The organism is Microcystis wesenbergii FACHB-1317 (assembly GCF_014696875.1).
Taxonomy (GTDB): Bacteria; Cyanobacteriota; Cyanobacteriia; order Cyanobacteriales; family Microcystaceae; genus Microcystis; species Microcystis wesenbergii_A.
The window spans coordinates 1-14,347 of the sequence record NZ_JACJQV010000074.1 but is presented as its reverse complement, the minus strand read 5'-3'; the positions used below and the strand labels follow the sequence as shown (position 1 = coordinate 14,347).

The following is a 14,347-nucleotide window of genomic DNA, read 5'->3' as shown; positions in this document are numbered from 1 at the left end:
GACAAAATACTGCTGCGGCAGCCTGTCACCCATAATGGGCAATTCAATTAACCAACCAGTTCAAGACCGGATTCAATAAGCATATTGGCTACATCTTACTTGATGATCAACTTCTTGTAAAGAAAAATTTTAATCAGCTAATACCGGAAAGTGAACAAGATTTCTCTAAGGTTATTGGTCGTCCATGCTTGATATTCCTATCCTATTAGCTTTCTGGAGAGTTATTGTACTTTAGCTGGTCAACATCCAGATTTATTCTGGCAAATCTCCAAAACGCTCTCGATAGCGTTGAAGCAATGCTTCTAAATCCTCAGCCCGCATTTTTTCCTGTTGGGCCCGCATTCTTTCCTGTTGGGCCCGCATTCTTTCCTGTTCAGTTAGCTCTGACTCCGTGGGCAGTAAATCGCCAGCAAAAGTCGCCCAACGCAGCCAAACTGCCTCGACTCCTTTATACTGCCCTTGCCAGCGTACCAAAGTTAACCCTAGCCTTTGACTGAAAAATCTTTCTCCCTCCTCTAGAGATAATGGCTCGTAGTTGCCGTCTCTGAGGATAAAACCTGCCCAGTCTTCAGGATTGAAGGGATCGTACCAGAAATATTCTGGCACTCGCAAACGGTCTTGATAGATGGCTTTCTTTTCAGTTTTATCCTGTTGAGCGGTACTTTCAGAAAGGAGTTCGATAACCACATCGGGAGCTTTCCCCTCTTGCCAAACCACCCAACTTTTTCTTTCCGCTTTGGGAACCCCCAGGACAGCAAAGAAATCGGGACCGCGAAATTCCTCGTTTTTTAACTGTGCGGCACTGAAATAAACGAACATATTGCCGCCTACATAGCCATCTTCCCTAGCAGCTAACCAGGGTAACAAGGCATCTATGAGTATATCCATCTGGAGTTTATGTCGTTGGGTTTCCATAGGAACGCCGTCATCGCAGGGCAATTCATCTTGGGTGGGCAGTGAAAGTCGAGAAGGGGCAATAGTTGAAGTCATCGGAGTCACGCTGGTGATGAGACTTAAGGAGCTTTTTCCCCAATGCTAGGGGAAAATATCTAGGGGCTAGAATTGAGATGGGGGCAAAATGTTATGGTAATTATAGCCTTCTTCTAGGAAATTAGAGTTTTTTAAGCACATATTATAGGCTTGAGCCGCCTTCAATTTTTGGTACAGCAAAGGACTCTTTTCTCTACAAGACTGTTGTAGTTGCTGAAACTCGGCTTCACCCTTTTTCAGATAGGCATTGACAAGCTCTCGATTGGCCAGATAGAAAGCGATCGCGCCATAAACCTGTTCGAGGGAAAGGAGTGGGAAATTTTGGGCAATGCTTTCGGGCGATTCTCCGTTCAAGAAAGAATAGACAACTGAATCAAGGGAGATACGAGTTCCTTCGATCCAATATTCTTCTTCTCGTTGCTCGATGTACTGTTTTGTTGGGATGGAGGCTAATTTCATAGGAGTAATGTTGCTGTTTAGCTAAAAGGATAAGAAATCCCATTACCAAGTAGGAATACCATTGCTAGGACTAGGGTATAGATTTTTGGAGATGTCTCTCTCGTTGTGTACGCATTGTGTACATACTGTAGCACTATTTGAGAAAGGACATCAACAAATAACTTTACTCATGTTTTACCAGATTAAAAATTTAATCTGGTTTAAAGAAAATGCCATCCATCTGCAACATCCTCCCAGTTTTTTCGGCAGTAAACCCTGGTTCAATACCGTACAGTTCGTAACCCAATTTTTCTATGATATCAATCATTTCCTTAAACAGGACTTGACCTTTGTAGAGAGGGACTAAAGATAATTCAAGCTTAATGCCTTTGATTGATGGCAAAATTGCTGTTGCCCCTTCTAGCACTTGTTTTTCCAATCCTTGCACATCTATTTTGAGAAAAATGGATTTAGTTTCGCTTTTGATATAGTCCTTGGCAAGGGTATCTAGCCTGCTCAATTTTACTGTTTCTGATCCAGAGTAAGCTGATTCGGGGGCAGATTCTAAGTGAGCATCCAGCATTGGCAAGGCTGAACTACTATAACTATTACCAGCAATATTGATGGTAATTTCACCTTCTTGGTTGCCGATGGCAGCTTGGGGAGCAATTTCCCAGAGCGGGTCTTTTTCACTGACAGCTTTTAACTGAGAGTAAGCACTTGACAGCGGTTCAAAGGAAACTATCCTCCCTGAATAGCCTAACTCTCGCAGTAATTTAGCATATTGCCCAATGTTAGCGCCAACATCGAATACTAAGTCAATATTGTGATAGGCTAACAAGCGCTGCATTTTCGCCGCTTCGGATGTTTGGACATTGTATTTTTTTAGATCAATTCCTAAACTTCTGGAGAGTTTCTTAATCGTTTTTTTGAGCATGGCTAAGACTGTTCAAGTTTACTTGGAAGGTTCCAAAATTTCATTATACAACTTCAAATACTTAGATGCTTGAATTTCAAGAGTAAACTCTTGTTCTACTTTTTCTCTTGCCCGTTGTGATAATTTTTGCCAGCGTTCCTCATCTTGTAGAACCCAAGCAATTCCATTTGCTAAGTCATCGGAACTAAAACATTGGGCGCGGTAGCCGTTTTTTTGATGTTCTACGATATCTTTTAGACCTGTTGAATCAAAAGAAACGACTGGATTTCCACAGGCTAGAGACTCCATAGCAGTCTTACCAAATGCTTCCTGAACCGAAGGGACAACCATAACATCAGCAGAGCTATAAATCAAGGCAAGAGTGGAATCGTCAGATAATCTTCCCAGGTAATGAGCTTTCATTCCTAAATCTAGTGGCTTTTGGGGTTTGGAAGCTCCAAATATGACTAATTCTGTAGTTTTACCGAAGCCGTTAGCAGATAGCTTTTTCAAAGCTGGTATTAGATATTGAAAGCCTTTTCTCTCATCCTCAGTAGATTTCATAGCACCGAAAAGAATAATCTTCTGTTTCTGAGGCAGATTCAGTATTTCTCTGGCAATATTTTTGGAAATAGGTTTGTATTGTGATTCATTTAGAGCATTAGGAATTACTTCAATTCTTTTATTTCTAAAAAGGCTACTTTGTCTTGCGCAATCCGCCACCCAATGACTAATACCAGCAATTGTCAGGTTCAAATTTTGCCATGCTTTTCCTTTACGTTTCCAAATTTTCCTCGAAAGATCGTTTTCTTTATTAGAGCTTAGACATGGACAACTTCCACAGCTATTGTTATATTTTGTGCAATTTCCAGAATAGTGGCAGCCTCCGGTGAACGGCCACATATCTCGTACTGTCCACACAATTGGTATATTATTAAATTTAGCCAAGCTCTCTATTTGTAAAAAGCCACCGCAAATCCAATGTAAGTTTATAATATCTGGGTTAATTTTCTTAATTATATGAGGAATTTCACTGGGTATCCATGATGGAGAGAATAGAATAGAAGACCTATTTTTATAAAAAAGCAAGGGAATTTGATCTAGCGTCGGTTTGAGTTGGTTTAATCCTTTTTGTAATTTTGTTTCTGGCCCAATGACAGAAAAGTCATCACTTTCTTTTTTCCCTACTAACATAACTGAGTCAACGCCTGCTTCGAGAAGTCCTTGATGAAGCCAGTAGCTTCCTCGGTAAGCTCCGCCACCAACATCAGCGGTACTGAGATGTAAAATTTTCATTGGTATTTGAACCTCATTTGTTAAATTTTTGCTTTGGTGTCATCTTCAGAGCTATCGTCAACTACTAATGCTTCCCAATCTTTAAAAGTTTGTTTTTGCAGTGAGTTTAAAGCTTGCTGAAGCAAATCGCTCCTGTTTAGCGTCGGAATAACAATCGATATGACTGGTGAGTTCATTGGTTTCCTCCTCGTTTATTTGCTCTATTCTAATAAATTTCTAACCTCAATGCCGATTTAATTCGATTACATTTGTTTGATATAATCAATTAATTCGGGGTAGCATCAATAAAGAATTTAATGTAGTCAAATAAATTCATTTGTAAAGGTTGTCCGCCAAAAAATATGTGTTCTTCACCCATGATCCATCCTTGGGCAAGCTGGATCAAGAAATTTCTAATATAATGCATAAATATCAATCCCACAAAACTAAAAACCATAACATTTAAAATCTTAATTTTTGTTAGCTTACTTTCTATTATAAGCGCATAAAAAATTCCGTTCATCGACAATAACAAATAACAAGCTCTCCCAGCAAATCCCGTAGTTACAACAAAAACATAAACAATAAATTGGATTAAAAAAATAATAGTTAATGCTAATTTTTGAGTTGATATATTTTGTTTATCTAAGATAGATATCAATCCTCCAATCCCTATAAATAACAAATATATTGTAAAGATATTCCTCAGATCTCCACCCTCATTATATTTTTCATAATAGATACTTCTTGTTTCCACACTACGGGCAATATCACTGAATCCTAACTCTTGTACAAAAGATATAATGGGACTTAGAGAAGATTTTCCCATGGAAAATCCTAGTAGAGCAACTATAAAAATCAATCCCAAAATAGATATAGCTAACATCCTATTTGTTTTTTTGTTTTTCCTTATTTTTATGTTTTTTAAATTGAAGATTTTTAGGAAAGATATTTGGGGTTTAGTTATGATTCTCAAAAAAACTAAAATAGCAACATATATAAAGTTTGAGAAATGAGAAAAAGCCGAAAGAAATGAGAAAACAAAAAAAGAAATCCCAGATGATTCAATAGTGGCAATAGCTGCCATTAAAAAAGTATTAGACAAGGCGTGTCTCATGACCTGCATCTGAAAATAATAGGCTGGCGTTGAGAAAACTAGCATCAGTAAAATTGGATAGTACTTTGCCGATAGTCTTTTGCTAATTACAAAGACAACTAATGTATTAATAATAAGCGCGTGATTAAATAAAAACGCATAAGCAGCTCCATTAGTCAAGTAATAAACAGGATAGGCAAGTAAATATATAATAAATTCAAATCCAGCACCATATGATTCTGCTGCTTCAAAAGGAGTAAGGCGGTCTAATTGTTTATAGCTGCCGATATATCTTATAAGATCTAACTTGACTGAACCAACTGAAACAGAAGAAAAGAAAACACTAACTGTGAAGACAACTAAGATTAATAATAGGTTGTTGAGAAATATCTCGCTTTTGCTTTTCTTGCCAGGTTTTAATAAATTCAATTGGACGGATAAAAGTAATGGAAATATCCCAACTATTGGTACCACAACCCAAACTGCTAAGGCGAAAAACAGGAGAACAACACTGTAGTTGCTCAGATTCTGAACTTTTTTGGCGGCTAATACTCGTTCTTGAGTTAACATTTTTATCATCAGAGAACCGGGAACATTATATGATGAATCATAGAGGACATAATTTTAGTTTGAGCAATTAACCGGATTTGATATTAAGATAAAGTTCTGCCAACCTTACTCCCTGTTTCTCGGCATCATATTCTGCTTCTATATGTTTGCGCCCAGCCTGAAGCATAGCATACCACTGTTCAGGATAATTGACTAGCTGTTGCAAATGAGCTACCAGTCCAGCGACATCTCGCTCCTCTGCCAATAAGCCAGTGATGCCATTGAGAATCACTTCGGGAATGTCACAGTGAGTAGTGCTAATGAGCGGCATTCCTGTGGCAGCCATTTCGATCAGGGAAACAGGAGCACCACCTTCGGTATCGCCGTGACTAGCGGTGATGCTGGGGGAGAGAAAGATATGGTGTTGGTAAGCTTCTTCAAATAAAACCTTATGGGGTTGATAACCCAGTAAGCGGACTTTTGACTGGAGATTGTACTTTTCAATCGTTGCCAGAATTGCCTGTTTTTCTGCCTGACTGCTAGGGACATTCCTGGCATCACCGATAATTGTAATTTGCAGGGGGACTTGATACTGCAATTGACCTAAAGCTTCAAGAGCGTAGGGGATACCTTTCTTTTCGGTAAATGTTGCAGAGATCAGGACTCGCAGGGGTTCAGGAGGGTTCCACACTCTGGGCTGAAAGGCGATCGCTTTTACGCTGACACCGAGATGGTGAACTTTCACCTTATGGGCAGGACATCCTAGCTTGACGATGCACTTAGCCATATGGGAGCCTTCACAGAGAATGAGATCGGCGTGGGCAAAGAGTTTCTGATACCGAGTGCGCCAGCGAGTATCTTGATTGGGCAGGTAATTAACATCGAGTCCATAAAAGGTGACTGCGTGCTTGAGTCGAGCCTGATTAGCGGCTTCAATATTTGCCCAGCCAGTCATGCCAAAGTGAGAGTGGAGGATAGTAGCCTCTTTCTGTTGGGCGATTTCTACCAGCCATCCCAGATGGCGGCGCAACCGCAGTTTTCGCAAGCCTTTATCCCAGAAATAGCGCCATTTCGGGGCATCCTCCAGAGAGTGAATGTTAGGCAGCCCAAACTGCTCTAGATTTTCTGTCCTCTCGCAGACGATATGATTTTCTACCTCATCAGGCAAATAACGCACTTGGTTATACATCCAGGTTTGCGTCTGTGGTAGCCAGACTGGGAAGCTATGGATGACGGTTATTTTTGATTTGTCTAAAGATAGCATATTCTGTTTGGTTAAAACGAAAATGGAGAATTAATCAAATGCCTCTAAGCAACCTGATAACTTGGCTCAGTTGCTGACGATTCAGGAAGAAATTAATTCCGAAGTAAGCGACTATGCCCACTAGGATCAAAATTCCTAAGAGACTACGGGGTTCTAATTCTGTAGGTAACAATGATTGTACGGCAAACATTATACTCACCATCCCCAAACTACAGAGGATTGGTGTCGATAAAGTCTTCAGAAAATTTCTCATAGGTAAATGAATTAACTGAAAAGCGATTCTATAGCTAGGATAGGCTAGAGGTAATGTCAATGCGTAGGCAGTTGCCACTCCAATAATTCCCCACCGAAGACCAATCACTAAAAATAAGACTACTATTAGATTAATAATAGTTCCCCAATAGAACATCAAATCGGTTCGCCCTTTTGATTGATATATAGATCCTAAAGTAGTAGCGATAGTTTTGGAAAAACCAACGGGAGATAGAATCGTGATCAGCAGAGCAACTGGTAACCACTTTTCTCCAAAAACTGTTAGAACTACTGGTTTACTAAGAAACATGAATCCAGCCATCAAAGGAGCAGTAAAAAAAGCAATAAATTTAACAACTTTGAGATAATAATCTCTAAGCTTTTTTTCATCGTCTTGTATTTTAGAAAAGGTAGGAAATAGGGTACTAGAAATAATACTAGATACGTTCATCGCAATAAAGCTGATAAGACGGTAAGCAAGATAGTAATAACCTAATGCTTGAGAACCGAGAAATCTTCCAATTAAAATATAGTCGGCATTGAGATGAAAATAGTCAATAAACTTGTAGCCAAATAAATGAAAACTATAATGAGAAATGCTCTGGATTTGATGCCATTTAAAGATTAGCTTTGGTCTCCAATTAATTTGAGTCCATAAAAGAATTAATCTCGTTATCTGTGAGATCAATGATTGAAGTACCAAACTCCATACTCCCCACCCCGATATTGCCATGATAATACCAGTTATTGCACCCATCGTAGAGCTAATAATTGTCACTCTATTTAAAATTGCAAAATCAATTTCTTTAATTAAAACTGTTTGGTGAATTACGGATAAACCACCTAGTATAAAGGAGACTGATAAAACTCTGATAACGGGAATTAATCTGGGTTCAAGGTATAAACTTGAGAAAAAATTAGCCGTGAAAAACAGACTGATACTCAACAAAGTTCCGAGAATAATATTTAACCAAAATACACTATATAATAAATTTTCAGAAACATCTTTTTTTTGTATCAATGCAGCCGAAGTTCCTAAATCATTGAAAAGGACGAAAAATTGAGTAACTGTGTTTGCTAGACCAATTAAACCGAAGTCTGATGGAGCCAGAAGACGAGCAAGAACTATAGAAGTAATGAAAACTAAGGACTGAGAGTAGATTTGTCCAATAGAATTCCATTTAATGCTTGATATTAATTTATTCTTTAAAGACATTGTATTCAGTCTCTATTCATTAGTTGATATCGGGAACATAAGTTAACCTAAAAAAGGGATATTATCCCCGCTTTCACTTATATATATATGAAGATTCTGATTTTACCAGCGATTCAAGTTTACCTTGAGCAAGCATTTTTAACAAGTATTTCAACAAATAAAACGTGTATTGAATTTTCTGTTTATAAGAAAAGAATTGAGAATAATATATCTCCGCTTTTAAAATCATTAATATTATCTTCAGGGAAATCTTAGTATTTTGCTTTTCATTTAACTCTAGATAACGGATAGCACTCCCCCATTGTTTTTGGACTTTAACTTGATTGGTGCTTGAATGCTCACGTATAGAAAAACCATTTTTGGACAAGTATTGCAGAAAAATATTGTATTCTTGTTGTAAAAGAAGGGCAACTTGAAGCCAGGGACGTGGATTGATTTCATAGAAAAAATAATATTGGTTGTCCTGAGCAATTAACTCGATTTCAAAAACACCATCTAGTTTCAGTATCTGGGCTAGTTCATTAATAGCTTGCCCTAGTTTATCATCACATTCTTTGATCTCGGCCAGCGTAGTAGTACCACCATATTGAGCAGAGGGACTTTTAATCAAAGAAGTCACTTGATAACCCCAAAATTCTCCCTGATAAATATACCCTCCCCACGAGATAGTGATACCAGGGATAATCTGTTGAACCAGAAACTGACAGTCGAGAAATTGATTCGCTAAAAAATCAAATATTTTCACAAATTCACTGGCAGTTTCTACCATTAAAATTTTACTGGGGAAATACTGAGTAAAACTATCCATTTTATCTTTTTGAGCTGGTTTAATAATTATGGGAAAGCTGATTTGGTCGATGTAGTGATTCAGCTCGAAATTTTTGTTAATTTGTAAGAGCTGTGTTCTCACTTTTTGTAAATTCTTAAATTCCCGATCTTTCAAGATTGAAAATAACAGAGATTTGTTAGAAATTTGTTGTGCAGTTAACTCTTGATTTTGGTTGACGATTGCTGTTCCTGGAACTTTCAATCTTTCTACTGCCTTGATTCTTCCAGTATTAATGATAGTGTATAAATTATTTAATGTAATTTCATTACTGGGAAAAATCCAAACCTCCCGATGCTCTAAAAGAGCATTTAATTCCGTCTCCAGTAAGTGTAAATCTGTTGACGGAATTAAATGCACTGGATGACAAATTGTTTTGAGAAATAGGCGGTAGAGAGGTTGATGAATCTCTATCGTGCCTGCCAAAATAACGATACATTTTTCTACCATTATTAATACCTTTCACAGACGAAAACACAATCGGTAAAAGAAGTTTTTATCTCTCTTTTCACGAAATGTCTATCGAACCAAAACAGAAGTCGATTAATCTTAAACCATAACCATGTAGGATAGTAGTTATAGAATCGACCAAAAATAAAAAAGAAAAGCCTATATAAAGGACCAAATCCTTTCTCATTAATCACTTTAAAGTCTTTGATTTCCAATCCTACTTCCGAAAATATTTGCTGAAAATCACCTTTCGTTCTAACTTTTTTAAAAAATCCCCCCTCTTTGTTGACTGTGTACGTTTCTAAAGCCGTTTGCTCAAAAAATACGAACTTTTTTACCCTAGGAAGTGCTTGAAGATATTGACTCAAGAATAATTTCAAGTTTTCATCTCTAGAAAAACCCGCCACCACCCACATCGTAAAGACAACATCTATATTGTCTGGATCATTCGCGTCGGCGAGGAATTCATCCAAGCTAGTATAAAAACTTGTGTTCTCCTTGCCAAATTTGTCTTTCCATGCCTTAGCATTCTGAATTTGTTTTTCCGCTATATCAATTCCATAACCATGCTTGATATAAGGGGACAGCATAAACAAGTTACGCCCCGATCCGCAACCAATATCTAAAACATTAATTTTTTGATCGGCGACAATATATTTTTTGACGTAATATTCTGACCATTTATTAATGTAATCACATTTTAATCCCTTAGTATCGTTTGGATCGATCGTTGATTGCAAATAATCTCTTTCTGCCCAAGCATCAAAAATCTTGGATTGATGAAGTTCTTCTTCTTGAAATGTTTTCATGGTTAATTCTTCCTTGATTGTTTCCAGAGAATCGGTTAGATCTAATGCCTTAAATTTCCGAAATATACTCCAAATTCCTCTCGTCTTTTTTCCTTTCAGACTATCTTAGGACAACTTAATGATCTTGTAAACAGCTTCAATCACATCTTCAACATCCTCATCAGTTAACTTCGCCCACAGATAATAAATGCGGTACTTCTTTTGCTCATCTCAACTGGCAAAAATAAATATCATCCCTATCTATACCCAATCCGTAACGATGCTTAGCCGCAACATCAAATTGCGCTAAATAAGGCACCACCTTGACTTGAAAACCAGCAGATTGCAAACGCTCTTTATAATCTAGCCCATAGACTCGTACATGATCGGATTGTCCAAAGAGACGCTCCCGTTCTTGAGGATCAGTTATAGTAGGATCTTCAAAGGTTTGGTCTGTTTCAATCGGTACTTGTAATATTGCCCATCCCTTAGGTGATAAAACCCTGGCAAGCTCTTTCATTGCTTTCTGATCGTCTGGAACGTGTTCAAGTACATGAGAGCAATAAATCACATCAAAACTATTATCGGGATACTTAATATCAGTTATATCCATTTTCACCATTGCAGCAGGATTAATTAGATCCGCACTGAGATACTCTATATACGAACATTTACTGAGCTTGTCAGTAAAGAAACTTTCTGGAGCAATATGTAGCATCTTCTTCTGTCTAGAAACAAACAAATCAGTTTCATGATTCAAATAAAGCCAAATCATTCGAGGTCTTTCCAAACTGCCGCAGACAGGACATCTAGCATTTTCACGAGGCACTATTCCCGCTGGATAAAATTGGCGCAAAGAAGTTTCACAAATTGGACAATAGCATTTATTCCCCGTGTAAATTACTTTTTTTAAGGAACGTTTAATTCCCGATGTAAGCATGGACATAATCTCCTCCAAAATTATCTTATCCGATAATACTTTTAACCGCCATAATCACATCATCAACATCCTCGTCCGTTAACTTCGCCGATAGAGGTAAACTCACCGTCTGCCGTCCAATCCGCATCGCCTCGGGATAGTCCTCCGGCTTCCAGCCAAAGGTCTCCTGATAGTAAGGATGCTCAGGAATGCTCAGATAATGCACACCAACGCCAATATTATTCGCTGTCATTGCCCCCAGAAATTCATCACGACTGATGCCTGCTTTAGTTTCGTCTATGAGTATAGTGTATAAATGGTAGGCATGGCGAGTGCCATGTTCTGGTTCTGCCGGCAAGCCAATCAGTAGTCCAGCAAATGCTTCGTTATAACGTTGCCAAATCTCCTGCCGTCGCCGCCAATAAAGTTCAACTCGCTGTAACTGATGGATGCCGATCGCCCCTTGCAGATCCATCATATTGTACTTGAACCCACACTCTAAAACATAGTAGTGCTTGTAGCCTTCATCCCCAAAACGCTTCCAAGCATCTTTGCTCATGCCATGCAGCGCCAACATCTTGATTCTCGCTGCGTTTTCTTCCCTGCGACAAAGAACCATTCCCCCCTCGCCCGTAACAATATTCTTGGTGACATAAAAACTAAAACAACCGAAATCGCCAAATGTGCCAGCTTTTTGTCCCTTATATTCCGTTTCAATGGCATGGGCGCAATCCTCAATCAGCGTTAAATTGTATTCTTGAACAATCTCACCTAAAGCATCCATATTGCAGGGACGGCCCCCAAAGTGGACAGGCAGGATTGCTTTCGTTTTGGAGGTTATCTTCCCTGCCACTTGGGCGGGATCAATGTTCATCGTTTTCGGGTCAATATCCGCTAAAATTGGAATCGCGCCCGCATGGATAATGGCGTTGACTGTAGCACAGAAAGTCATCGGCGTGGTAATAACCTCGTCTCCTGGTTTTAACCCCGCCGCTAGAATACTTAAATGTAATGCTGCCGTACAGGAATTAACAGCAACAGCATGAGCTACCCCCTTATATTCACCGAAATCTTTTTCAAACTGCGCCACTTTCGGTCCAGTTCCCAGCCAGCCACTTTCCAAGCTGGCAACCACTTCCTTGATCTCTGCCTCTTCGATAGCAGGAGCACCGAAGACAAGAAAACGATCTCTAGAAGGTAGAGTCGACTCTTCCACGCTTCGCTTCATTTCATCCATATTGTTTCTGTCAGTAGATTATTCATAAGAATTGAGAGACTGAAATTTCAATTAATTTAAACAACCGAAAAGGAAGCGTTTGGGATAGGAGCTTATAATAACGGATGGCTTCAAATACCCTCGCCGTCGTATCAGGTCGATTGAAAATCAGGAGGGCGACAGGAGTGGTCAGTTGGAAGTCAGTCATGCAACGGATTTACTGTTAACTCGTGGTATCCTAACCCACTCTGACCAAATTGTCAACCCATTTCAGGATTTTCAGAGCCATTAATTTTATTTTCACTATCTCCACTGTTAAAATCCGAAGCTTTCAAGACAGTTAATCCAACTAAGTCTCGATCTCTATAATGATAGATAATATTGTCTTCTAGCAAACTATCATTGGCTCTTTGAGGCTTACGAAAGCTAATATATAAAACATCTGCTTCTTCATCATAATCTATCCAGATTCTTGAAGAAGGTGCGGTTAGCAAATAAGGAATTGATTTGGCTCTTCGTTACTTGTTATGGTTCGATAGGGGGCATAAATCGACTAAATCCTTATCTGACAAAAGACTTAATTGATTAGTTCGCTCTAGAGCAAAAACAATTGACAAAAATCGCTAAATGCCTTTCTATATAAGGGTTCCATCCCTTATGACCCCCGTCTATTGCATAACACAAACCGAAGAGCCATTGATTTTAAGAGATTGACTGCTGCCATAGGATGCCTCGCTTGATAATTTTTTCGCAGGAGGATGTCAAAAAAGCAGTTATGACAAATCCATCGTTCTTTAGTTGTTTATAGATGATGATCGCGTCTTTTCTTGAGATAACAGTTTTCGGATAATGTTTTAGTGCTATTAGCTCATCAGTCCATCCCTTAACAATCAAATCAGGTTCAGCAATAGTTTTTAGTACCATATCAATACATCCCGCCAGGTAAGATACTTTCATGGCTTAGAAAATCCATTCATTATTTTCTCAATTTAACTGCCCGAATTGTTCCTGGTAACGAGCCAACAAAGCTTCTAGTTCTAGAACTCGCTGCCGTTCTCTTTCTGCGCGTTGAGCTTCCTGCTCGGCGCGTTGAGCTTCCTGCTCGGCGCGTTGGGTTTGCTGCTCGGCGCGTTGAGCTTCCTGCTCGGCGCGTTGGGTTTGCTGCTCGGCGCGTTGAGCTTCCTGCTCGGCGCGTTGGGTTTGCTGCTCGGCGCGTTGGGTTTGCTGCTCGGCGCATTGAGCTTCCTGCTCGGCGCGTTGAGCTTCTTGTTGGGCGCGTTGAGTTTCCTGTTCGGTAGGAGTCAGTATCCAATTGCCGTCTCGTCCGTACCAGCGCAGCCACAACCGCTCAATGCCTTGACAATTTCCTGCCCAAAGTCCCAATCCCAATTCTACTTCCTCTAGCCACAACTGCTGGTTTTCTAGTCTTAAAGGCTGATATTTTCCTGATTTTAAGGTAAATGCCTGCAATTGGTTGCTGTAGCGATCAAACACCACGTAGTAGGGAATGCCTAAAATTCGTTCGTAAACTTCCCACTTGGTGGGAGGTTGGTTGATTCCCCGTACGGTACGCCCTAAATCTTCTGCTTCCGTTCCAGGAGAGAGTAATTCGATGGCGATGAAGGGAACAATTTCTTCCTGCCAAATCACATAACTCAGGCGCAATTCCTCTCCTTGGTACAGCCGCGAGACTCCCAAAGCGGCAAACCAGTCCGGCCGCTTGTACCATTGGGGATGGTAAGGGTCGTAGTAGAGATTTAGATCGCTGGCGATAAATATTTGTTCGGCAGGATAGTTAGAAGGTCGAAAGGTCTGGCGCAATAATTCGGGTTGGAAGAGATGAAATTCGTCAGGCAAGCCAGGTTCCTCCAAGTTTTCGCTGGGGAGGTCGTACATAGTTGGTAACATTTCTTTGGGTGGAAGGGACGGCGTTCTCTGGTACATGGGGGGAATGTTGCTAGTTTGATGTTTAGTTTAGCAAGATAATAGGGCATTCATGTCAATTTTAGACCCCTGATACTAAATCCTGTTTTAAAAAAATGATAACAATCAGTCATAAGTTAGCCAATGATAGTTAGTCAAGTTTTTAATTTCATTAGTCATTGTTTCGAGATACTGACAACGAGTTATCAGAATTTCTTCTATTTCTTCA

15 protein-coding genes and 1 pseudogene are annotated in these 14,347 nt (G+C 39.4%); all 16 read right to left on the bottom strand.

The annotated features are described in order from the left end of the window. Positions 1 to 252: 252 nt before the first annotated feature. Entirely contained in the window at positions 253 to 990 is a 738-nt protein-coding gene (locus H6F92_RS03730; RefSeq protein ID WP_190356838.1) for a Uma2 family endonuclease, read from the bottom strand. A gap of 66 nt (positions 991 to 1,056) precedes the next feature. Next, the gene (locus tag H6F92_RS03725) at positions 1,057 to 1,449 is read right to left on the bottom strand and encodes a DUF433 domain-containing protein (protein ID WP_190356837.1); all 393 of its coding nucleotides are present in this window, start codon (positions 1,447 to 1,449) and stop codon (positions 1,057 to 1,059) included. Positions 1,450 to 1,639: 190 nt separating this feature from the next. Continuing rightward, complete coding sequence (locus H6F92_RS03720; protein WP_190356836.1) at positions 1,640 to 2,365, bottom strand: FkbM family methyltransferase; 726 nt, start codon at positions 2,363 to 2,365, stop codon at positions 1,640 to 1,642. A gap of 18 nt (positions 2,366 to 2,383) precedes the next feature. Then, positions 2,384 to 3,640, bottom strand: a complete 1,257-nt coding sequence (locus H6F92_RS03715; protein ID WP_190356835.1) for a glycosyltransferase family 4 protein — start codon at positions 3,638 to 3,640, stop codon at positions 2,384 to 2,386. 20 nt (positions 3,641 to 3,660) lie between these two features. Next, positions 3,661 to 3,816, bottom strand: a complete 156-nt coding sequence (locus H6F92_RS03710) for a glycosyltransferase family 2 protein (protein WP_190356834.1) — start codon at positions 3,814 to 3,816, stop codon at positions 3,661 to 3,663. 89 nt (positions 3,817 to 3,905) lie between these two features. Next, positions 3,906 to 5,285 carry an EpsG family protein gene (locus H6F92_RS03705; RefSeq protein ID WP_190356833.1) on the bottom strand — a complete coding sequence of 460 codons (1,380 nt, stop codon included), beginning with the start codon at positions 5,283 to 5,285 and terminating at the stop codon, positions 3,906 to 3,908. Between the two features lie 67 nt (positions 5,286 to 5,352). Further along, positions 5,353 to 6,528, bottom strand: coding sequence for a glycosyltransferase (locus tag H6F92_RS03700; protein ID WP_190356832.1), 1,176 nt, complete (start codon positions 6,526 to 6,528; stop codon positions 5,353 to 5,355). A gap of 34 nt (positions 6,529 to 6,562) precedes the next feature. Then, on the bottom strand, positions 6,563 to 7,996 hold the full coding sequence (locus H6F92_RS03695; RefSeq protein WP_190356831.1) for an MOP flippase family protein: 1,434 nt from the start codon (positions 7,994 to 7,996) through the stop codon (positions 6,563 to 6,565). 73 nt (positions 7,997 to 8,069) lie between these two features. After that, the gene (locus H6F92_RS03690) at positions 8,070 to 9,272 is read right to left on the bottom strand and encodes a hypothetical protein (RefSeq protein WP_190356830.1); all 1,203 of its coding nucleotides are present in this window, start codon (positions 9,270 to 9,272) and stop codon (positions 8,070 to 8,072) included. A gap of 2 nt (positions 9,273 to 9,274) precedes the next feature. Next, complete coding sequence (locus H6F92_RS03685; protein WP_265795835.1) at positions 9,275 to 10,147, bottom strand: class I SAM-dependent methyltransferase; 873 nt, start codon at positions 10,145 to 10,147, stop codon at positions 9,275 to 9,277. A gap of 139 nt (positions 10,148 to 10,286) precedes the next feature. Continuing rightward, positions 10,287 to 11,006: a class I SAM-dependent methyltransferase gene (locus tag H6F92_RS03680; protein ID WP_199308120.1), complete on the bottom strand. Its 720-nt coding sequence runs from the start codon at positions 11,004 to 11,006 to the stop codon at positions 10,287 to 10,289. A gap of 19 nt (positions 11,007 to 11,025) precedes the next feature. Continuing rightward, entirely contained in the window at positions 11,026 to 12,216 is a 1,191-nt protein-coding gene (locus tag H6F92_RS03675) for a DegT/DnrJ/EryC1/StrS family aminotransferase (protein ID WP_199308119.1), read from the bottom strand. A 91-nt stretch (positions 12,217 to 12,307) separates the two neighbouring features. Beyond that, positions 12,308 to 12,403 (bottom strand): annotated as a pseudogene (locus tag H6F92_RS26965) (glycosyltransferase family 2 protein); the annotation flags it as partial. 52 nt (positions 12,404 to 12,455) lie between these two features. Beyond that, positions 12,456 to 12,689, bottom strand: coding sequence for a DUF2283 domain-containing protein (locus tag H6F92_RS03670; RefSeq protein WP_002755889.1), 234 nt, complete (start codon positions 12,687 to 12,689; stop codon positions 12,456 to 12,458). 208 nt (positions 12,690 to 12,897) lie between these two features. After that, positions 12,898 to 13,152 (bottom strand): hypothetical protein, encoded by a 255-nt coding sequence (locus H6F92_RS03665; RefSeq protein WP_190356829.1) that lies wholly within the window; start codon positions 13,150 to 13,152, stop codon positions 12,898 to 12,900. A 27-nt stretch (positions 13,153 to 13,179) separates the two neighbouring features. Next, the gene (locus H6F92_RS03660; RefSeq protein WP_422392755.1) at positions 13,180 to 14,103 is read right to left on the bottom strand and encodes a Uma2 family endonuclease; all 924 of its coding nucleotides are present in this window, start codon (positions 14,101 to 14,103) and stop codon (positions 13,180 to 13,182) included. Positions 14,104 to 14,347 lie beyond the last annotated feature (244 nt).